Origin of the sequence: Falsiroseomonas sp. (assembly GCF_030695085.1) — a bacterium.
GTDB lineage: Bacteria > Pseudomonadota > Alphaproteobacteria > Acetobacterales > Acetobacteraceae > Falsiroseomonas.
Window position 1 is genome coordinate 20,813 of record NZ_JAUYTS010000095.1, and the last position, 20,055, is coordinate 40,867.

At 70.7% G+C, this 20,055-nt stretch carries 14 protein-coding genes; 9 read left to right on the plus strand and 5 right to left on the minus strand.

The features are described from left to right. Positions 1-12 precede the first annotated feature (12 nt). From Q8S40_RS11580 to Q8S40_RS11590, 3 genes are all read left to right on the plus strand, one after another. Entirely contained in the window at positions 13-1,635 is a 1,623-nt protein-coding gene (locus Q8S40_RS11580; protein WP_305670523.1) for an ABC-F family ATP-binding cassette domain-containing protein, read from the plus strand. After that, the gene (locus Q8S40_RS11585; RefSeq protein ID WP_305670524.1) at positions 1,632-2,981 is read left to right on the plus strand and encodes a hypothetical protein; all 1,350 of its coding nucleotides are present in this window, start codon (positions 1,632-1,634) and stop codon (positions 2,979-2,981) included. The genes Q8S40_RS11580 and Q8S40_RS11585 overlap by 4 nt, the downstream gene beginning before the upstream one ends. A gap of 64 nt (positions 2,982-3,045) precedes the next feature. Beyond that, positions 3,046-3,255, plus strand: coding sequence for a hypothetical protein (locus tag Q8S40_RS11590; protein WP_305670525.1), 210 nt, complete (start codon positions 3,046-3,048; stop codon positions 3,253-3,255). 9 nt (positions 3,256-3,264) lie between these two features. Here Q8S40_RS11590 and Q8S40_RS11595 read toward each other — a convergent pair whose 3' ends face one another. Continuing rightward, a complete protein-coding gene (locus Q8S40_RS11595) occupies positions 3,265-4,128 on the minus strand; it encodes an oxygenase MpaB family protein (RefSeq protein ID WP_305670526.1) in 864 nt (287 codons plus the stop codon). Positions 4,129-4,828: 700 nt separating this feature from the next. Here Q8S40_RS11595 and Q8S40_RS11600 point away from each other — a divergent pair. From Q8S40_RS11600 to Q8S40_RS11615, 4 genes are read left to right on the plus strand one after another with little or no spacing between them, the layout of a single operon-like run. Further along, positions 4,829-5,455, plus strand: a complete 627-nt coding sequence (locus tag Q8S40_RS11600) for a hypothetical protein (protein WP_305670527.1) — start codon at positions 4,829-4,831, stop codon at positions 5,453-5,455. A 32-nt stretch (positions 5,456-5,487) separates the two neighbouring features. Further along, positions 5,488-6,315 carry a cellulose synthase operon protein YhjQ/BcsQ gene (locus Q8S40_RS11605; protein ID WP_304811439.1) on the plus strand — a complete coding sequence of 276 codons (828 nt, stop codon included), beginning with the start codon at positions 5,488-5,490 and terminating at the stop codon, positions 6,313-6,315. After that, positions 6,312-10,937 carry a UDP-forming cellulose synthase catalytic subunit gene (gene bcsA / locus Q8S40_RS11610; RefSeq protein ID WP_305670528.1) on the plus strand — a complete coding sequence of 1,542 codons (4,626 nt, stop codon included), beginning with the start codon at positions 6,312-6,314 and terminating at the stop codon, positions 10,935-10,937. The genes Q8S40_RS11605 and bcsA overlap by 4 nt, the downstream gene beginning before the upstream one ends. Positions 10,938-10,940: 3 nt before the next feature. Further along, entirely contained in the window at positions 10,941-14,648 is a 3,708-nt protein-coding gene (locus tag Q8S40_RS11615) for a cellulose synthase subunit BcsC-related outer membrane protein (protein ID WP_305670529.1), read from the plus strand. A 13-nt stretch (positions 14,649-14,661) separates the two neighbouring features. Here the strand turns inward: Q8S40_RS11615 and Q8S40_RS11620 are convergent, their stop codons facing one another. Further along, a complete protein-coding gene (locus Q8S40_RS11620) occupies positions 14,662-15,039 on the minus strand; it encodes a winged helix-turn-helix domain-containing protein (RefSeq protein ID WP_304814625.1) in 378 nt (125 codons plus the stop codon). Positions 15,040-15,156: 117 nt separating this feature from the next. On the opposite strand from Q8S40_RS11620, the gene Q8S40_RS11625 reads away from it, so the two are divergent. Beyond that, positions 15,157-16,362 (plus strand): CaiB/BaiF CoA-transferase family protein, encoded by a 1,206-nt coding sequence (locus Q8S40_RS11625; RefSeq protein ID WP_305670530.1) that lies wholly within the window; start codon positions 15,157-15,159, stop codon positions 16,360-16,362. Continuing rightward, positions 16,363-17,208 carry an alpha/beta fold hydrolase gene (locus Q8S40_RS11630; protein ID WP_305670531.1) on the plus strand — a complete coding sequence of 282 codons (846 nt, stop codon included), beginning with the start codon at positions 16,363-16,365 and terminating at the stop codon, positions 17,206-17,208. A 2-nt stretch (positions 17,209-17,210) separates the two neighbouring features. Here the strand turns inward: Q8S40_RS11630 and Q8S40_RS11635 are convergent, their stop codons facing one another. The 3 genes from Q8S40_RS11635 to Q8S40_RS11645 are packed head-to-tail and all read right to left on the minus strand — an operon-like array spanning position 17,211 to position 19,856. Further along, entirely contained in the window at positions 17,211-17,567 is a 357-nt protein-coding gene (locus Q8S40_RS11635) for a hypothetical protein (protein WP_304814620.1), read from the minus strand. Next, positions 17,560-18,564, minus strand: coding sequence for a porphobilinogen synthase (gene hemB, locus Q8S40_RS11640; RefSeq protein WP_304814619.1), 1,005 nt, complete (start codon positions 18,562-18,564; stop codon positions 17,560-17,562). The genes Q8S40_RS11635 and hemB overlap by 8 nt, the downstream gene beginning before the upstream one ends. Beyond that, a complete protein-coding gene (locus Q8S40_RS11645; RefSeq protein WP_305670532.1) occupies positions 18,561-19,856 on the minus strand; it encodes an O-acetylhomoserine aminocarboxypropyltransferase/cysteine synthase family protein in 1,296 nt (431 codons plus the stop codon). The genes hemB and Q8S40_RS11645 overlap by 4 nt, the downstream gene beginning before the upstream one ends. Between the last annotated feature and the right edge of the window lie 199 nt (positions 19,857-20,055).

Here is a 20,055-nt window from a genome sequence, read left to right on the forward strand (position 1 = left end):
CCCGCAGCATCCATGATTCGTCTAGACAATATCAGCAAGCAGAACGGCCTCCAGCTTCTGTTCATCGAGGCCTCGGCCGCGCTCCAGCGCGGTGAGAAGATCGGCCTGGTTGGCCCGAACGGCGCCGGCAAGACCACGCTGTTCCGCATGATCACCGGCCAGGAGCCGCCCGATGAGGGGCTGGTCCTGGTCGATCGCGGCGTCTCCATCGGCTTCTTCAGCCAGGATGTCGGCGAGATGGCCGGCCGCAGCGCGGTGGCGGAGGTGATGGACGGCGCCGGCGATGTCAGCACCGTGGCCGCCGAGCTGCGCGAGCTGGAAGCCGCCATGGCAGACCCGGACAAGGCCGATGAGCTGGAGTCCATCATCGAGCGGTTCGGCGAGGTGCAGGCGCGCTTCGACGACCTCGGCGGCTATGCGCTGGACGGCAAGGCGCGGGAGGTTCTGGCCGGCCTGTCCTTCAGCGAGGAAATGATGGACGGCGATGTCGGCGCGCTGTCCGGCGGCTGGAAGATGCGCGTGGCACTCGCCCGCATCCTGCTGATGCGTCCGGACGTGATGCTGCTGGACGAGCCTTCGAACCACCTGGATCTCGAAAGCCTGATCTGGCTGGAGAGTTTCCTGCGCGGCTATGACGGCGCGTTGCTGATGACCTCGCACGACCGCGAATTCATGAACCGCATCATCAACAAGGTGATCGAGATCGATGGCGGGTCTCTGACCAGCTATTCCGGCAATTACGAATTCTACGAACAGCAGCGCGCCATGGCGGAAAAGCAGCAGCAGGCGCAGTTCGAGCGCCAGCAGGCGATGCTGGCCAAGGAGATCAAATTCATCGAGCGCTTCAAGGCCCGCGCCTCCCACGCCGCGCAGGTGCAGAGCCGGGTGAAGAAGCTCGACAAGATCGAGCGTGTGGAACCGCCGAAGCGGCGCCAGACCGTGTCCTTCGAATTCCTGCCGGCGCCGCGCTCCGGCGATGACGTCGTGCAGATGCGCGGCGTGCACAAGCGCTACGGCAACCGCGTGATCTATGAGGGGCTGGATTTCCTGCTGCGGCGGCGCGAACGCTGCTGCGTGCTCGGCGTGAACGGCGCCGGCAAATCCACCCTGCTGAAGCTGGCCACCGGTTCCACCACGCCGGATGAAGGCAGCGTCGCGGTCGGCGGCAGCGTGAAGCTGGGCTATTTCGCGCAGCACGCCATGGAATTGCTGGATGGCGACCGCACCGTGTTCCAGGCGCTGGAGGATGAGTTCCCCCGCGCCAGCCAGGGCCAGCTTCGTTCCCTCGCCGGTTGCTTCGGCTTTTCCGGCGATGAGGTGGAAAAGAAGTGCCGCGTGCTGTCAGGCGGAGAGAAGGCGCGGCTGGTGATGGCGCGCATGCTGTTCGACCCGCCCAACCTGCTTGTGCTGGATGAACCCACCAACCATCTGGATATCGCGACCAAGGAAATGCTGATCACCGCCTTGTCGCAATATGAGGGCACGATGCTGTTCGTCTCGCATGACCGGCACTTCCTCGCCGCGCTTTCCAACCGCGTGCTGGAACTGACACCGGATGGCGTGCACCTCTATGGCGGCGGCTACACCGAATATGTCGCGCGAACCGGCCAGGAAGCGCCGGGGCTGCACGCATGAGCACGCCGGATCAGGGCCTGGTGGAAGATGCCGCCTGGCTGGCGCGGGAAGTGGCGGAGGATCTGTCCTCCGTGCTGCTGACGCTCTACCCCGATGCCGAGACACTGGACACGCTGCGCCCGGGCGAGACGGACCTCGCCACCGCCAACGCCGTCACCCGCGCGGTGGCGGCGGTGATGGCGGAGGAAGGCGTGGACATCTTCGTCCAGCGCGCCGATCGCGGCGCCTTTCGCCGCGCGCTCGCCGGCCGTGCGGAAACGCCGGAGCTGCGTCGCGCCTGGGTGGACCGGGAACGCCTGCTGCGCGGGGCCGATGCCTGGCGCGCGCTCGGCCTGCCGGCGCCGCCCGCCGCGCCCGCACCGGAGTTTCCAGCCGCGCCCGGCCCGGTGGCGGAGGATTTGCTGGTCGTCTATGCGGATCGCGAGAACGGCGAATTCGAAGGCCTCGTCAACGACCTGCTGCAATGCGGCCGCGGCGACGTCCTCGACCTCGCCTTGCGCAAGATGGAGGATCGGCACAGCGCCGAGAACGCCGCGGATCTGCGCGCCGACCTGCTGGCCATCGCCGGTGGCGCCGAGCTCGGACCCTCCGGCTGGGCGGAACTGATTGCGCTGCCGGTGGCGCTGTCCAGCACCGCCCCGGATGCGTCGGCAATCGCGGAAGGGCTGATCGCATCCGGCGGGCTGGCGCCGTCGGAGCAGCTGCGCCTGCTGCCGGGCTGGCGATCCCCCACCGATATCGAGGCGCTGTCCCCACTGGCGATGCGCCGCATCCTGACCGACCTGGCCGAGGGACGGGAACCGCGCGACCTGCCGCCGGGCGATACGGACGATCTGGTGCGCAGCGGCTTCGGCGTCCTGGTCGGGCTGCGGATCGACTGGAACCTGGCGATCTGGGACGAGATCGCCGCCGCCGGCGGGCTGCCCGAGGAGGAGGAGCCCGAGGCGGAGGAAACGCCCGAAAGCCTCGCCCAGGCCAAGGCCATCGAAGCCTGGCGCGCCCGGGTCGCGGCCGAGACCGGCGGCAGCGTGCCGCTCGATCTGGTGCCGCTGGCCGAGACGGACGATGTCATCGCCACCTTCCTGGATGAAGCCGCGGGCCAGGTGCCCGGCCTCGACCGGATCCGCGACTTCCTCACCGAGGCGGAGGACCAGGCGGAGGGTGCGGAGGTGGTCTGCCACCCCGCGATCACCGGCGAGGGGCTGGAGCTGGCGGCCTATACCGTGGCCGGGCGGCCGCTCAGCGTGCTGGCGCTGCAAGCGACGGATCTGCCCGCCCCGCCGGAGGCGATGCTCGGCCTTATCGGCGGCTGGGTTCGGCTGGTGGAGCATCCACCAAGGGGCTGATCCGGCTGATGCCGGGCGGCAGCACGGAATCGCTTAGTGCCCTGGTGTCGTCATGTGCCGGGGGGTGCAGCACCTGCCGCACCGGTCCGCGCTGCACCACCTCGCGCCGCGGAACTGTTTCGGGATTCAGATAGCCGCCGTTGAGGTTTTCTGCGGCGGGCAAAGCGGCAGGCAGCCCGCGGCGATGGTGCCCGGGTTCAAGCCGGTCGCGCCGACCTGTGACGTCGCCGGGACCCGGGCCTTCACCCCGGCGCTGCCGCTGATGCGGGGCTGAAGGCGCGCCTCAGCGGAACGCCCAGCGCAGCGTCTGCGCCACGCCGAGCGTGCCGGCGCGCACGAAGGGTCGGCCGAGCAACGGGTTGGGCAGCCCGTGCAGCCGCCTGGCCCATTCGGGCAGCAGGTCGATGGCGGCCTGGTTGCCCAGGGCCTGCACCTGCGTCGCCAGCAGGTCCGAGCCGGCGCCCTTCAGCACCAGCGACCGGACCTCCCGCGTGCGGTGGTCCTCGCGCAGTTGCGGCCGGTAGCTTTCCATCAGGTGCCGCGCCCCGGCGCGATCGGTCGGCACCGGGGCGGCGCCCAGGGCACGGGCGATCTGCGCCATCTCCGCGAAGTAGCGGTCCTGGTCGGCCAGTGTCATGCGCGGCTCGACATAGCGGCGCCAGGCGCTCAGGAAGCTCGTGGCCTCCGTCACATGCACCCAGGCGAGCAGCGCCGGGTCATTGGCGGCATAGGGCGTGCCGCAGGGCAGGGTGCCGCCCACCCTGTCATGGATGTGGCGGACGCGGCGGATCACCGCCTCGGCCTCCTCGCGGCCGCCATAGGTGGTCAGGGCGATGAAGCGCGCGGTGCGGCGCAAGCGGCCCTGCATGTCGGTCCTGAAATTGGAATGGTCCCAGACGCCGGCCAGCACCGCCGGGTGCAGCATCTGCAGCAACAGGGAGGAAATGCCGCCGACCATCATGGCGGCGACATCGCCATGCACGCGCCAGGCGACGGAGCCTGGGCCGAACAGCCCATCCGGGCGGCGCTGCACCGGCGCTTCGCCACGGCTGCGGTCGTTGAAAAGGGCAACGACGCGGCCGGCAATGGCGGCCTTGAGGGGGCGCGCGAAATCCGGCTGCCGCGTGCTGGACGATGTCTGGGGCATTTCCTGCATATGGTGTTGCCGCAGCGCAACGCCACTCTCGGCGCGTTGCCCGACGGGCGGCCGGGGGCAGTTTTCCGGCGGCCAGCGCCAGCGCGTGGCGCGCGCGCGCTACCTTCTGCCGACGCGCTGAACCTCATCCCCGACGGCGGCGGCAGGCATTCTGCGCCAAGGTGCCGGTGGAGGGGCCGGCCGGGCGATAGCCGTGGAACGGCGACGTGGTGTGCGGCGGCGTGCTGTTCTTCCGGTTGCTGTCCGCGATGCGCGCCGGCCACGCCTGGCGAAGATGCTCGGGCTGCCGGTGTCCTGCCGCGTGCCGGCGGTTCCGCTGTGCGGCTTCGGCGCGCGCGGCATGCTGAATGCCATGCCGCGCTGATCCTGCCCTCCCGCTGCGCCAGGCGGCGACCAATCTTGTCAGGTCAGGCACCGAGGGCTTGCGCCTGGACTCCGGAAGTTGCGCCAGATGCCAGCGTGCACGGCGCCGGCCGGTTGCCTGCAGCCTGCCCGGAGCAACCCTCAACGCGCTTTCCAAACGGTCAAGTCGGCATCGTTTCGGAAAAATCACAAACGAGGAGGGAGGTGGAACGGGTTTTTCCTTTGTTCGTATGCCGTGAAGCTGCGACCTGAAGCGCGTTTCCGTTGACTTTTGGGCGAATTCCGTTGCATTGAAACCTTCCTGTTTTATGACAGGTGGTGAGGAAGCATGGAGCGTCACGTCGAACGGCTGGTTGCTTCCTGCGGTCTCGCCCAGTTCAGCTACAGAACCTGGCCGAGCACGGAAATCACGGTGCCGGAGGTTTTGGCCGAACCGGTACCTTCCTTTGTCACCCCGCGTGTTCTGGATGTCGCTGTCCTGCTGCCGGATGGTCCCGGTCTGGCCGTGGTTGAGAAGCCCGGGCCCGGCACGGCCGGGATTGTCGGGACCGAGGCCATCGCGGATCCGAAAACCGCCGGCGCTGCCGGTGCTCCAGCCGCGCCGCGCGCCCGTTCGCTGCTGGCAAGCCTCTACCGGCTGATCGAAACGCCGCCGATGCAGCCGGCCCTGACGGCCACCCCTGGCTCCCAGCGTACCGCCCGGCTGCGCGGTCCGCTTGCACTACCCCCGCCGGAGGGGTTCGAGGCGCCCATCCATGTCGGCGAACGGCCACCGGCAAAGATGCTGCGGGATCGCCGTGACGTGTCGCTCGGCGCGCACCGTCCGCCCCCGGGTGGGCCGCCCGCGGTGGCGGTTGAAGCCGTGCCGGCCCGGCGCTTTGCGCTGCTCGATGAATTGGCGCCGGCCCCACCACGCTATACCGACCGCCGCGCTCCGCCTCCCTCCACGCTCTAGCCTACACACCTAGCCAGAGTATCCCATCTGCCATGCCGCTCGTAGCTTTCGTCTCGCCCAAGGGCGGCGTCGGGAAGACCACCCTTGCTGCCAATGTCGCCGCCGTACTGGCGGCACAGGGGCATGAGGTCGTGGGACTCGACCTCGATCCACAGAACGCGCTGCGCCTGCATCTCGGCGTGCCGATTCATGAGGAAGGCGGCTTCCTGGCCCGGCTGGGGGAGGGGGTTTCCTGGCGCGACTGCGTACGCCCGACGCGGGCGGCGGTTTCCCTGTTGGCGCACGGCAACGCCGAACCCAAGGCGGCGCTGGACCTGACCCGGCTGCTGCTGGAACAGCCGGATGTGCTGGCCAGCCAGGTGCGGGACATGTTGTCGGCGCCGCAGCGCGTGGTGGTGGTGGATGCACCGCCAGGGCCGACGCCGGCGCTGTCTGCGGTGCTGCCGCTGGCGGACGTGATCTGCGTGGTGCTGCTGGCGGATTCGGGTTCCGCATCCTTCATCCCCTCCATCGCCAGCGGCCGTTTCCTTGGCCGTGGCACCCTGGCGGCGCGCTCGGCGCAGAAGGCGATCCTGGTGTTGAATCAGGTGGAACTCGCCTCCCCGCTGTCGGATGCCGTGCTTGAATTCGCGCAGCAGACCATGGGCGACCGCCCGGTCAGCGCCGTGGCGCGCGACCCGGCGGTGGCGGAAGCGCTGGCCGACCGGCGCCTGCCGGTGGAGGGCACCGGGCCGGGCTCCGAGGATCTCGCCCTGCTGGCCGAACGCATCGAGGGACTGCTGGCGCTGGCCGTGCCGCAGGACCGGGACAAGCCGCGGCCAACCTTCTCGGCGCTGGCATCCTGGGGTCACCGGCGTTGATCCGCGCCGCGACGGAAGGCCAATTGCCGCTCGCCGGCCGCCTGCTGCGTGGGCTGCTGATCGGCATCGGCCTGCTGGCGCTTCTCATCGTCGTCACGGTGCCGCTGCCGGGTGAGGCCCAGGGCGTGCTGACCCTGGCGGGGGCTGCCGCCTTCATCATCCTGAACCGCTTCCGGTCCCGCCGCGTCACCGTGGTGCTGGTGATGCTCTCGGTCGCCATCACCTCCCGCTACCTGTTCTGGCGGGTGACGCAGACGCTGGAATTCGACACCGTGCTGGGCGGCACTCTGTCCATTGGCCTGATCCTCGCGGAGGCCTATGCGGCGACGCTGCTGTTCCTGTCCTACATCCAGCTGACCTGGCCGCTGGACCGCAAGCCGGTGCCGCTGCCGGCGGACCCGGCGACCTGGCCCACCGTGGACATCTACGTGCCGTCCTACAACGAGGACCTCGACATCGTCCGCCCAACGGTGCTGGCGGCGATGAACATCGACTGGCCGCGGGACCGGATGAATGTCTACATCCTGGATGACGGCCGCCGCACCGAATTCCGCAAATTCGCCGAGGAAGTGGGCTGCGGCTACATCATCCGCCCCGACAACAAGGGCGCCAAGGCCGGCAACATCAACCACGCGCTGAAGCACACGGATGGCGAATACATCGCGATCTTCGATTGCGACCACGCGCCGACCCGCGCCTTCCTGCAGCTCACCGCCGGCTGGATGGTGCGTGATGCCCGCATCGCCTTGGTGCAGACGCCGCACTTCTTCTACTCGGCCGACCCGTTCGAGCGGAACCTGGCGCGCCGCCGCCCGGTGCCGAATGAGGGGCTGCTGTTCTACGGCGCCATCCAGCCCGGCAATGATCTGTGGAACGCCGCTTTCTTCTGCGGCTCCTGCGCGCTGATCCGCCGCACGGCGCTGGAGGAAGTGGGTGGCGTGCCGCACCAGACGGTGACGGAGGATTGCCACCGTGCCCTGCTGATGCAGAAGAAGGGTTGGCACACCGCCTATCTCCGCCTGCCGCTGGCCGCCGGCCTCGCCACCGAACGCCTTTCCATCCATATGGGCCAGCGCATGCGCTGGGCGCGCGGGATGATCCAGATCCTGCGGCAGGAAAACACGCCGATGGTGCGCGAACTCACCATCGCGCAGCGGCTTTGCTACACCACCGCCGGCTTCTCCTTCCTGTTCGCGCTGCCGCGCATCGTCTTCCTGACGGCGCCACTGGCCTTCCTGTTCCTCGGCCAGAACATCATCGCGGCCTCGCCGCTGGCGATCATCGCCTATGCCGGCAGCCACATGATCCACGCCTTCGGCACGGCGGCCCGGCTGAACGGCAAGAACCGCCATTCCTTCTGGTCCGAGATCTATGAGGCGACGTTGGCCGGCCCATTGGTGCGCGTGACCCTGGCCACGCTGTGGGACCCGCTGAAGGGCAAGTTCAACGTGACCGACAAGGGCGGCATGGTGGAGGAAGGCTACCTCGACGTGCGCGCCGTGCTGCCGACCATGCTGATCCTCGGCATGCTGCTCGTCGGCGTGTCCATCGGCATCTACGGGCTGTCCACCACCACGGCCGGCTCGCTGGAATTCCAGGCCTATGCGCTGAACACGCTGTGGGCCGTGCTGTGCCTGGTGCCGGTTTCCGCCGCCGTCGCGGTGGGGGTGGAGCGCGAGCAGATGCGCGCGCGCGCCCGCATCCAGGCCGACATCCCCGCCGAGATCGTGCTGTCCGACGGGCGCCGGATGCCGGCCACGACGTCGGACATGTCGCTATCCGGCGCGCGGCTGCTGCTGGACCGGCCGCTCGGCCTGGCCGACGAGGCCGAGATCCGCATCGCCTTCCATGTCGGTGGCGAGGTTCTGGAAATCCCGGCGCAACTGCTGCGCTGGGAGGATGATGAGGCGATGGTGCGTTTCGTGCTGACCGATGTGCGGAATGAGATGGCGCTGGTGCGCGTGTTCTTCGGCCGGCCGGATGCGTGGGTTGCCTGGGACAACTGGCCGGTCGACCGCCCCATGCGGGCGCTGCGTGACGTGGTGGCGGCAACGCGTGACGCGGTTTTCGTGCGCTACCGCTTCCGCATCCGCAAGCCACCGGTCCGCAAGCCGGAAGCGCTGGCCGCCGCGGTCCAGGAACGGAAGTCCGACATGCTGCGTCCGCGCCGGCCGGGAGAGGTCGCGACAGGGCGCGCGAGAGTGCCGGAAGTGGTTTCCGCGGCGCTGCTGGCCTTGGCGCTCGGGCTGCCCGGGGCAGCTCTGGCCCAGGCGCCGCGCCCGCTGCTGGACCCTGGCAGCCTGGCCGAGCCGTCCTTCGGCCAGCCCTCCTTCGCCCAGCCTTCCCTGGCCGAGCCGTCCCTGACCGAACCGGCACCGCCGCGGGCCGGATTCGCGCCCGCCCCGCTGGCGACCCAACCCACGCCCCCATCCTTCACCCCGCTGGCCGCGGCGCCTCTGGCCTCGAATGCGGTGCGGGAACTGCGCTTCACGCTGCGCGAGCTTGGGCTCGCCGGCCCGATGCAGTTCCGCGGCACGGCGGATCTGCAAGGCGTGCTGTTCGGCTTCTCCCGCGATGAGGTCGTCACCGCCGCGCGGCTGGTGGTGCAGGGCGGGTCTTCCGCCCAGCTCATCCCCTCCCTCTCGCAGATCGCCGTGACGCTGAATGAACAGTTCGTCGGCAACCTGCCGCTGGACCCGGCGCGCGGTGCCTTCGGCCCGGTCGGCTTCGACCTGGACCCGCTGGCCTTCGCCGAGCTGAACCGGCTGAATTTCCGCTTCAGCGCGCGCTACAGCACCGAGTGCAACGATCCGCTCTCCGGCCTGCTCTCGGCCAATGTCTCCGACCTCTCGACCCTGTCGCTGACCATCGAGCGGCTGGCGCCGCAGCGTGATTTGGCGCGGTTGCCGGAGCCGCTGTTCGACCGCCGCAACCTGCGCCAGGCCTTGAACCTGCCGGTGGTCATGGCCTCCGAATCCGGCACCGCGGCGCTGCGCGCGGCGGCGATCGCCACCTCCTATTTCGCGGTGGAGGCGGATTATCGCGGCGCGCGCTTCCCTGTCTCCCGGCAGTTGCCGCCGACCGGCAACGCGCTGGTGCTGGCCGCCAGCGCCGATGCCATCCCGAACCTGCCCTTGCCGCGCATCGCCGGGCCGACGCTGGCGCTGGTGCCGAACCCGACCGACCCCTTCGGCACGCTGCTGGTCATGGCCGGGCGATCCGAGGCGGAGCTGGTGCAGGCGGCGACCGCCATGGCGGTGGGCGGCAACAGCTTCGGCGGCGAGATCGTGGTGATCTCGACCCCGCCCACCCTGGCGCCGCGCCAGCCCTATGACGCGCCGCGCTGGGTCGCGGCCGACCGGCCGGAGCAGTTCGGCCAGCGCACGGATCGCAGCGACCTGCAGGCCTACGGCTATTCGCCCGGCACCATCCGCGTGCCGATGCGGACCGCGCCGGATTTGCTGACCTGGGCCGGGCGGGGCGTTCCGGTGGATATCGCCTTCCGGGCGCCGACCGGCCAGGCGCTGGATGTGGCGGCGTCACGCCTCGACATCGCCATCTCCGGCGCCTTCCTGAAATCGTTGCCGCTGGGCAGCGGGGAACGCTGGTGGCTGCCGGGCTTCGCGCAGCCCTGGCTGGTCGGCACGCTGCTGGACGACCCGGCGGTGCGCCGTGGCCGCGTGCTGGTGCCGACCTACCTGCTGGCCGGCCAGGACGAGTTGCAGATGCGCTTCGACATGCGCCCGTTGGCGCGCGGCGACTGCGTGGCGGTGCCGGGCGAGATCCGCGCCGCGATCGAGCCGACCTCGACCATCGACATCTCCGGCGCCTGGCGGCATGCGCGGCTGCCCTCGCTGGGCTTCTTCGCCTCCTCCGGCTTTCCCTTCACCCGCATGGCGGATCTGTCCGGCACCGCGGTGGTGCTGCCGGAACAGCCGAACACGGTGGAAACCGGCGCCTTCCTCGACCTGATCGGCGCGCTGGCGCTGAAGGTCGGGCTGCCGGCGACGGGTTTGCAGGTCGCCTTCCCCAATGGCCTCGCCACCACCAGCGCGCGGGATGTGATCCTGCTCGGCACGCTCGGCCGGCAGCCGGCCGCCGCGGCGCTGCTGCGCGACAGCCCTGTGCTGGTGACGGCGGACCGGCTGAGCCTCGGGGCCTCCGACCGCCTGTCCGAGATCCGCGCGCTGTTCCTGGGTGAGGGCGAGGAACGCCAGCGCGCCGCCGCGGCATTGACCGAGCTTGGCGAGAGCGTGGCGGTGATCGTCGGCACGCAATCTCCGCTGCAATCGGGCCGGTCTGTCGTCGCGGTGCTGGGCGCCACGCCGCTGGCGCTGGCCAATGCGGTGGCAACCTTGCGCGACCCGGCGACGGCGGGGCAGGTGCAGGGTGACCTCTCCGTGCTCAACGGCAGCCGCATCAGCGCCTTCCGCACCGGGCGCGGTTATTCCGTGGGCAACCCGCCCTGGTGGCTCGTGCCCTATCTCTGGATCGGCGAAGACCCCTACGTGGTCATCGCGCTGATGCTGGCCGCGGCGCTGCTGCTGGGCCTGCCGACGGCGTGGATGCTGCGCCGCCGTTCCGCCATGCGCCTGCGTGCGCGCAGCCCGAAGGACCACTGACGGATGCGAAAGCCGCTCCCCTTCCTCCTGCTGGCCACGCTGGTGGCCGCGCCCGCCATGGCACAGGAGGCTCCGGCCTCCGGCGCCGTCGGAATCCTGATCCGGCAGGCGGAACGCTGGCTGGGGCAGGATCGTCCGGATCTGGCCGCGGCGCCGGTGGAGCGGGCCCTGGCGGCTGAGCCGCAGAACCCCTCGGCCCTGGAAGTGGCGGCGCGGCTTGAACTGGCGCGTGGCAACCGGGATGCGGCGAATGGCTACCTGATCCGGCTGCAACGCACCGGCGCGACGGCGCAGATGGAATCCGTGCAGGATGCGCTGCGCGCCAGCCTGCTCGACCGCACCGGCATCGAGGAAGCCCGCCGGCTGGCCCAGGATGGCCGCGCCGCCGCCGCGGTGCAGCGCTACCGCGCCGTCTTCGGCAACCGCCCGCCGCCCGAGGAATTCGCCGCCGAGTACTACCAGGCCCTGGCCGGTGCGCCGGCGACGCGGGAGGAGGGGGTGCGGAATCTCGGCCGCCTCGCTGACCGGCCCGGCGCGGATGACCGCACGCGCCTCGCCTATGCCCAGGCACTGACCTTCGCACCGGCCACCCGCACCCAGGGCATCGAGCGTCTGCGCGCCCTGGCCGAGGTGCCCGATATCTCGGTCGAGGCGCGCCGCGCCTGGGCCGCCGCGATCGGCTTCGCCGGCAACGACCCCGCGATCGCGCCGCAGGCCGAGACCTTCCTGCGCCGTTTCCCGGATGACACCGCCATGGCGCAGCGCCTGGCCACGCTGCGCAGCACCCCCGCACCCACCGCGGCCGTGCCCGACCCGGATGCCGCGGCGCGGGAGACGGCCTTCGCCCGGCTCGAAGCCGGTGCCCTCGGCGACAGCGCGCGGCGGTTCCAGGCGCTGGTGCAGGACAACCCTGCGGATGCCGATTCCCTCGGCGGCCTTGGCATCATCCGGCTGCGGGAAGGCAACCTGCCGCAGGCGCGGGATCTGCTGGAGCGCGCCATCGCCGCCAACCCGGCCAATGCCCGGCAGTGGCAGCGCGCCCTGGATGCGGCCTCCTATGGGGAGGAAGTCGCCTCCGCCCGTGCCGCCTTGCGCCGGGGCGCGCTCGATCAGGCCGATGCCGCCGGCCGGCGCGCCGCCCTGCGTGATGTGGAAGACCGATCCGACGCCGAGACGGTGCTGGGCGAGATCGCGCTGCGCCGTGGCGACGCGCCGGGGGCGGAGGCCCGGTTCCGGGCGGCGCTGGCCCGGCGCCCCGGCTTTCCCACCGCCCAGGCCGGGCTGAATGCCGCGCTGCGGGCGCAGAATCGCGGCGGCGAGGTCGCTGTGAGCCAGGCCAGCGTGCCGGGCGCGGTGCCCGGCGCGGCGGCTGGCGGCACACCGCCCGCGCCCGCCGCCGCCATCGCCTTCCGCACCGAGGCCGCGCGCATGGCCGACCCGGCCGCGGCTGCCGCATTGCTGCGCAATGCCGTGGCGGCGGCGCCGGATGACCCCTGGATTCGCCTCGACCTGGCCCGCGCGCTGCGCCGCCAGGGCCGTGGCGCGGAGGGCCGCGCGCTGGTCGAGGAACTGGCCGGCCGGCTCAATACGCCGGATGCGACCTATGCCGCGGCACTGATGGCGGAGGAGGATGGCAGGCTCGCCGATGCCGATGCCTTCCTGGCCCGCATCCCCGCCAATCGCCGCAGCGCCGACATGTCCCGCCTTGCCACCCGCATCCGCAGCCAGCGCGACGTGGCGGCGGCGGTGGCGCTGATGGCGGCTTCGCCGCTGGATGGCCGCACCCGGCTGCTGACCATCGCGGCCCGGCCAGACCCCACCGGGTCCACCGCCGCCGCCGTGATCCGTGCCTTCGGCGAGGCCGGCGACCGGCCTGGCGCCGGGGAAGCCGGGCGGGTCGCGGCGATCGCCAACCGCACGCAGGTGCCGGCCCGTATCGCCATCGCCGGCGCGCTGCTCTCGGCCGGGCTGGAGGCGGAAGCGGTGGCGCTCGCCGCCGAGATCGAGGCCGGCGGCGTGTCCGCCGAGGCGCAGCGCGACCTCGCGGCGTTGCGCGGCGGCGCCGCGATCCGCGCCGCGGACCGGCTGAACGAGGCAGGCGACCAGGCCGGTGCCTTCGAACGCCTGCGCCCGGCCCTGGCCTCCGGCAGTGACCCGGCCGCGCAACTGGCCCTCGCGCGCCTCTACATCACCGCCCGGCAGCCCGCCGAGGCGCTGCGGATCGCGGAGACCCTGCTGGCCCGCGACCCGCGCAATGTCGAGACGCGGCGCGCCACCATCGAGGCGGCGATCGCCGCCGGAGACCGCCAGCGCGCGGCGCAGTTGCTCGCGGAAGGCCGCAGCGCCATGCCGGGTGATGCGCGCATGCTGCTGCTGGAGGCCCGCGTGGCGCGGGATGCCGGGGATGGCGGCAGGGCGCGCCAGGCGCTGGAGGCCGCGCAGCGGCAACGCGCCGCTGAACTCGGCGGCGGGCGCGGCCTGGCCCCGGCGACGCCCGCCGGCCAGACCAATCCCTTCGGCCCCGCCGCGGTGGCGCGGCCCGGCGTGCCGGCCGACCCGCTGAGCCGGGAGATCGAGCGCGAGCTGGCCGCGCTGCGCGACGATGTCGGCCCCAGCCTGGCCGCCATCGCCTCCGGCCGCATGCGCTCCGGCGATGGCGGCCTCGACAAGCTGAGTGAGCTTTCGGCGCGGCTGGAGGGGGTGGCGGCGCTGCCGGTGATCGGCGGTCGGCTGACCGCCTTCGCGGAGCCCACCACCATCGATTCCGGGTCGCTGGAGAATTCCCGGCAGGCGCGGCAGCGCTTCGGCACCAGCGTGCTGAACGGGGCAGGGACCTTGCCGGCGCCGCGCGATTCCGGTGCCGCCGGCGTCGGCGTCGGCCTCGCCTATCAGCGCGGGGATTGGCTGCGGCTGGATGTCGGCACCACGCCGATCGGCTTCCAGACCTCCAACATCATCGGCGGTGCCGAGATCGCGCCGCAACTGACCGCGCAGGGGCTGCGCGCGCGCTTCACCGCCGAACGGCGCGGCATGAATGACAGCCTGCTGTCCTGGTCCGGCGCCACGGACCCGCGCACTGGCACAAGCTGGGGCCCGGTGCTGCGGACCGGTGGGCGGGCGCAGCTCGAATTCCCGCTCGGCAATGGCTATGGCTATATCGGCGGCGGCTATTCCAGCCTGGATGGCAGCGGCGTCGCCTCCAATACCCGGATCGAGGGTGGCGCGGGCGTTTCCGTCCCGGTCTGGCGGCAGGGGGACGCGGAGCTGCGGACCGGGCTGGACCTCGTCTACCTCGCCTATGAGCGCAACCTGCGCTACTTCACCCTCGGCCATGGCGGCTATTTCTCGCCGCAGCAATACACGGCGCTGAACATCCCGGTGGACTACCGTGGCCGGAGCGGCGACCTGTCCTATGGCGTCGGCGCCACCATCGGCTATGCGGCCTGGCGGGAGGATTCCGCGCCGGTCTTCCCGAACGATCCGGGTCTGCAGGGCCAGCTGGTGTCGCTGGCGAATTCCACGGCGGGCACCGATAACCCGATCCTGGCGAATTTTCGCAGCCAGTCCCAGGCCGGTGCCGTGGGCGGGATCAGGGCGGATCTGGATTATGCGCTGAACCCGAGCCTCTCGATCGGGGCCGGGCTGCGCTACGACAAGGCTTCGAATTTCGACGAGACGCGGTTCCAGCTGCGCCTTCGGAACCGCTTCTGAAGCCGGGCCGCGGTCAGCCCTGGCCGGCCAGGACCCCGCGCAGCCAGGCGACGCGATCCCGGACCGCGGCCTCCGCCGCCGCCTCCGCCTCCCGGTACGCGCGCAGCACCTGCTCCCCGAGGGGGGTCAGGCGCGCGCCACCGCCGCCCGATCCGCCCATGGCGGTCGTCACCAGCGGCTCCCGGAAATCTTCGTTCAGCGCGCTCACCAGATCATGCGCCCGCTGGTAGGACATCTGCATGCGCCGTCCGGCCGCGGCGATGGAGCCTGCGTCGCGGATCGCCTCCAGCAGCTCGGCCTTGCCCGGGCCGATGGCGACCTGTTCGCCCAGGGCGAGCCGCAGCGTCAGCATCCGCCGCCCCACTTCGCCCCGATTGCGCCGTCCTGCCATGGCGCCAGGAAACCACGCGCGCCAGCCGGCGCCAACCACCTCCCGCCTCGGCGCGGCGCCCCGGGCTTGCCCTGTCCGGGCACCACGCTTAAGCAACCCGGGAGATGGAGGCAGCCCATGACATCGCCCACCGGCCCGCTTCGCGGCCTTCGTGTTCTCGACCTGACCCGTGTCCTGGCCGGCCCCACCTGCACCCAGATGCTGGGTGACCTGGGTGCGGAGGTCATCAAGATCGAAAAGCCCGGCTCGGGCGACGACACCCGCGGCTTCGCGCCGCCGGTTTGGCCGGAGACCGAGGAAAGCGCCTATTTCCTCGGGGTCAACCGCAACAAGAAGTCGCTGACGCTGGATATCGCCAAGCCGGAAGGCCAGGCGATCATCCATGATCTGCTGGATGGCTGCGACATCCTGGTGGAGAACTTCAAGGTCGGCGCACTGGCGAAATACGGCCTGGGCTTCGAACAGCTCAGCCAGAAATTCCCCGGCCTGATCTATTGCTCGATCACCGGCTTTGGTCAGACCGGCCCCTATGCGCCGCGTCCGGGCTATGATTCGCTGATCCAGGCGATGGGCGGCGTCATGTCCCTGACCGGGGAGCCGGATGGGCTGCCGCAGAAGGTGGGCGTGCCGGTGGCCGACCTGTTCGCCGGCTTGTATGGCTGCATCGGCATCCTGGCGGCGCTTCGCCACCGGGAACGCACCGGCCAGGGCCAGCAGGTGGATATCGGCATGCTGGACACCAGCGTGGCCTGGCTGGCGAACCAGGGCATGAACTACCTGGCGACCAAGGAAAACCCGGTGCGGCTGGGCAACCAGCACCCGAACATCGTGCCCTACCAGGTGTTCCCGACGCGGGACGGGCATATCGTGCTGTCCGTCGGCAATGACCCCACCTTCGTGCGCTTCTGCGAAGTGACCGGCCAGCAGGCGCTGCTGTCCGACGAACGCTTCGCCACCAACGCCGCGCGCGTCGCCAACCGCGATTTCGTGACCCAGACGCTGACGCCCGTGATGCAGCAGCGCAGCACGGATGAATGGGTGGCCGCGCTGGAGGCCGCCAAGATCGGCTGCGGCCCGATCAATACGCTGGAGAAGGTCTTCGCGGACCCGCATGTCCAGGCCCGCAAGGTGGTGGTGGAGATGCTGCACACCTCCGGCGCCACGGTGGAGGTCATCGCCAATCCGGTGCGGCTTTCCGCCACCCCGGCGGATTACCGCGTGCCGCCGCCCAGGCTGGGCGAACACTCCGAGGAAGTGCTCTCCGGCCTTCTGGGCATGAGCGAAAGCCGGATCGCGGCGCTGCGCGAGAAGGGCGTGGTCTGAATGCGGGCGGGAAGGCTGCGCTACCTGCTGGGTGCGGCCTTCCACCAGCTGGCCTGGACCGAATGGGGGCCGGCGGATGGCGCCCCCGGGGACATCCCCGTGGTCTGCGTCCACGGCCTGACCCGCAATGGGCGGGATTTCGATGCGCTGGCGCAGGCGCTGGCCGCGCAGGGCCGGCGCGTGCTGTGCCCGGATCTGCCGGGGCGTGGCCTGTCTGACTGGCTGCCGGACCCGGCGATGTATGCGCCGCCGGTCTATGTCGGCGCGCTGGCGCATCTGCTGGCGCGGCTGGATGGGCCGGTTGATTGGGTCGGCACCTCGCTGGGTGGCATCTGCGGCATGATGGTAGCCGCCGCCACGGGGAACCCGATCCGCCGCCTGGTGCTGAACGATGTCGGGCCGCTTGTGCCGCAGGCGGCGATCGCGCGCATCCAGGCCTATCTCGCCGAGACACCCCGCTTCGCGGATCTCGCGGCGGTGGAGGCGCATCTGCGCCAGGTGCATGCGCCCTTCGGCCAACTGACCGACGCGCAATGGGGCCATCTGGCGCACCATTCGGCCCGGGCGGCGCCGGAAGGCGGGCTGATGCTGCATTTCGACCCCGCCCTCGCCGTGCCGATCCGCGCCCGGCCGCCCGAGCCGGTGGACCTCTCGGCGCTGTGGGGATTGGTCTCGGTTCCCGTCCTGGCGATCCGTGGCGCTGAGAGCGACCTGCTATTGCCGGAGACGCTGGCCGCAATGGCCGCGCGCCCCGGCGTGCGGGTGGCGGAGATTCCGGCGGTCGGGCATGCGCCGGCGCTGATGGATGCGTCCCAGGTGGCTCTGGTGGCCGGCTTCCTGGACTGACCTCAGCGCGGCCCCGGCTCGTTCTCCAGAAGCCGGGCGATGCGGCCGGGTGGCCGCGCCGTCTCCAGCCGCAGCAGGCCGAACCGCAGGCGGAGCTTCTGCCAGCGGTCGAGCGCCCCATCCGGTGCCGGTAGTGGCGGCAGCCGGTGCGCGTCTTCCTGCATCAGGGCCAGGCGGGCCTGCCGCGCGCGGTGCAGCCGCCACCAGGCGAGGGTCTTCGCCTCGCCAGGCCGGGCGAATTGCCAGACCATCAGCGCCTCCACCTCCGCCCGCTGCGCCCGCAGCGCCGCCACCGCGGGCTCGCTGCCGCGGTCGGAGGCGCCGTGCCAGGGGCGGGGGAAGGGGGTCGGTTCAGCCATGGCGCAGCAGCGTCGCGGCCTCCACGGCGAAGTAGCTCAGCACGCCATCCGCGCCGGCGCGCTTGAAGCCGAGCAGGCTTTCCATCATCGCGCGGTCATGGTCGAGCCAGCCATTGCGGACGGCGGCCATGATCATCGCGTATTCGCCTGACACCTGGTAGGCGAAGGTCGGCACGGCGAAACGGTCCTTCACGCGGCGGACGATGTCGAGATAGGGCATGCCCGGCTTGACCATCACCATGTCCGCGCCTTCGGCGAGGTCCAGCGCCACCTCGCGCAGCGCCTCATCCGTATTGGCGGGGTCCATCTGGTAGGTCTTCTTGTCGCCCCCCTGCAGCGAGGCGCCGGAGCCCACCGCATCCCGGAACGGGCCGTAGAAGGCCGAGGCGTATTTGGCGGCGTAGGACATGATCCGCGTGTGGATCAGCCCCTTGGCATCGAGCGCCGCGCGGATGGCGCCGATGCGGCCATCCATCATGTCCGACGGCGCGATGATGTCGATGCCGGCCTCGGCCTGGATCACCGCCTGGATCGCCAGGATCTCCACCGTCTCGTCATTCGCCACATACATGCCGCCCGGCCCGGGGCGCAACACGCCGTCATGACCGTGGTCGGTGTAGGGGTCGAGCGCCACGTCGCCGACCAGGCCGAGATCCGGGAATTCCCGCTTCAGCAACCGGGCGGCGCTGCACATCAGGTTTTCCGGATTCTTCGCCTCGGTCCCCTCGCCATCCTTCCTCGATGGGTCGGTGGCGGGGAACAGGGCAAGCGCCGGGATGCCGAGCTTCGCCGCCGGCTCCACATGCGCCGCCAGCCGGTCCAGCGTGACCCGCTTGATGCCGGGCATGGAGGCCACCTCGGTCTCGATGCCCTGGCCCTCGATGACGAAGATCGGCCAGATCAGGTCATCGACCGAGAGCTTGTTCTCCGCCACCAGACGCCGGGTGAAGGCATCCACCCGGTTGCGGCGGGGGCGCTGGGCCGGATAGCCACTCATGCCGCGGCGGCCGCCAGCGCCTGGTCGAGATCGGCGATGATGTCGTCGATATGCTCGATGCCGATGGACAGGCGCACATAGCCCGGGCTGACGCCGGATGCCGCCTGTTCCTCGGCCGAGAGCTGGCTGTGGGTGGTGGTGGCGGGGTGGATCGCCAGGCTGCGGGCGTCGCCGATATTGGCGACGTGGTAGAACATCTTGAGCGATTCGATGAACTTGCGGCCCGCCTCGGCACCGGCCTTCAGTTCGAAGCCCATCAGGCTGCCATAGCCGCCCTTCAGCGCCGCATCGGCCCGGCGCTTCGATTCGCCGGTCATCAGGCTGGGGTGGGTGACGCTGGCGACCGCGGGGTGGCCGGCCAGGTGGGCCGCGACCTTGATGGCGTTGGCGCAGTGGCGTTCCATTCGCAGCGGTAGCGTCTCCAGCCCCTGCAGGGTCAGGAAGGCGTTCATCGGCGCCATGGGCGCGCCGAAGTCGCGCAGCAGGATCACCCGCATGCGGATGATGTAGGCGACCGGCCCCATCGCCTTCACCGCCTGGGTCCAGACCGCGCCGTGGTAGCTGGCATCCGGCTTGTTCAGGGTGGGGAAGCGGGCGGCATTGCCCTCCCAGTCGAAATTGCCGCCATCCACCACCACGCCGCCGATGCTGGTGCCATGGCCGCCGATCCATTTGGTGGTCGAGTGCATGACGATGGCCGCGCCGAGTGCCAGCGGTTTGCACAGCACCGGGGCTGCGGTGTTGTCCATGATCAGCGGCACGCCGAGCTTGCGGCCGAGGGCTGCGACTTCCGCGATCGGGAAGACCTGCAGCTTCGGATTGGGCAGCGTCTCCGCATACCAGCAGCGGGTGCGGTCATCGGTGGCATCGGCGAAGGCCTGCGGGTTCGCCGGGTCCACGAAACGGACCTCGATGCCGAAGGATTTCAGCGTATTGGCGAACAGGTTCCAGGTGCCGCCATACAGATCGGTGGAGGAGACGATGTTGTCCCCCGCCTCGCACAGGTTCAGCACGCAGAAGGTGGTCGCCGCCTGGCCGGAGCCCACCGCCAGCGCCGCCACGCCGCCCTCCAGCGCGGCCACGCGCTTTTCCAGCACGTCCACCGTGGGGTTCATGATGCGGGTGTAGATGTTGCCCATCTCGGCCAGGCCGAACAGGCGCTGGGCGTGGCCGGTATCTTGGAACTGGAAGCTGGTGGTCTGGTGGATCGGCACGGCGACGGAACCGGTGGTGGGGTCCGCGCGCCAGCCGGCATGCAGTGCGATGGTTTCCGGATTGGTGCTGTCGGTCATTTTTGCCCCTCTGGCCATCTCTGGCGCTTCCGGGCGCATTGGTGACACGGCACTTGCCCGGACGCCAAGCGGAAGGGGCGGGCCAATGCGGGCGGACCGCCGCCATGCCCGTTTCGTGGATACTCGCGGGCCTGCCACTTGTATATCGGCGATAACGAAACAGTCATCAAAGCGTCAGAGTGCTTTTCGCGCCGACGGG

What these genes read in the sequence shown, in the direction of transcription:
- Q8S40_RS11580 (WP_305670523.1), top strand. Translation starts at nt 13, where the DNA reads ATGATTCGTCTAGACAATATCAGCAAGCAGAACGGCCTCCAGCTTCTG.
- Q8S40_RS11585 (WP_305670524.1), top strand. Translation starts at nt 1,632, where the DNA reads ATGAGCACGCCGGATCAGGGCCTGGTGGAAGATGCCGCCTGGCTGGCG.
- Q8S40_RS11595 (WP_305670526.1), bottom strand. Translation starts at nt 4,128, where the DNA reads ATGCCCCAGACATCGTCCAGCACGCGGCAGCCGGATTTCGCGCGCCCC.
- Q8S40_RS11600 (WP_305670527.1), top strand. Translation starts at nt 4,829, where the DNA reads ATGGAGCGTCACGTCGAACGGCTGGTTGCTTCCTGCGGTCTCGCCCAG.
- Q8S40_RS11605 (WP_304811439.1), top strand. Translation starts at nt 5,488, where the DNA reads ATGCCGCTCGTAGCTTTCGTCTCGCCCAAGGGCGGCGTCGGGAAGACC.
- Q8S40_RS11615 (WP_305670529.1), top strand. Translation starts at nt 10,941, where the DNA reads ATGCGAAAGCCGCTCCCCTTCCTCCTGCTGGCCACGCTGGTGGCCGCG.
- Q8S40_RS11620 (WP_304814625.1), bottom strand. Translation starts at nt 15,039, where the DNA reads ATGGCAGGACGGCGCAATCGGGGCGAAGTGGGGCGGCGGATGCTGACG.
- Q8S40_RS11625 (WP_305670530.1), top strand. Translation starts at nt 15,157, where the DNA reads ATGACATCGCCCACCGGCCCGCTTCGCGGCCTTCGTGTTCTCGACCTG.
- Q8S40_RS11630 (WP_305670531.1), top strand. Translation starts at nt 16,363, where the DNA reads ATGCGGGCGGGAAGGCTGCGCTACCTGCTGGGTGCGGCCTTCCACCAG.
- Q8S40_RS11635 (WP_304814620.1), bottom strand. Translation starts at nt 17,567, where the DNA reads ATGGCTGAACCGACCCCCTTCCCCCGCCCCTGGCACGGCGCCTCCGAC.
- hemB (WP_304814619.1), bottom strand. Translation starts at nt 18,564, where the DNA reads ATGAGTGGCTATCCGGCCCAGCGCCCCCGCCGCAACCGGGTGGATGCC.
- Q8S40_RS11645 (WP_305670532.1), bottom strand. Translation starts at nt 19,856, where the DNA reads ATGACCGACAGCACCAATCCGGAAACCATCGCACTGCATGCCGGCTGG.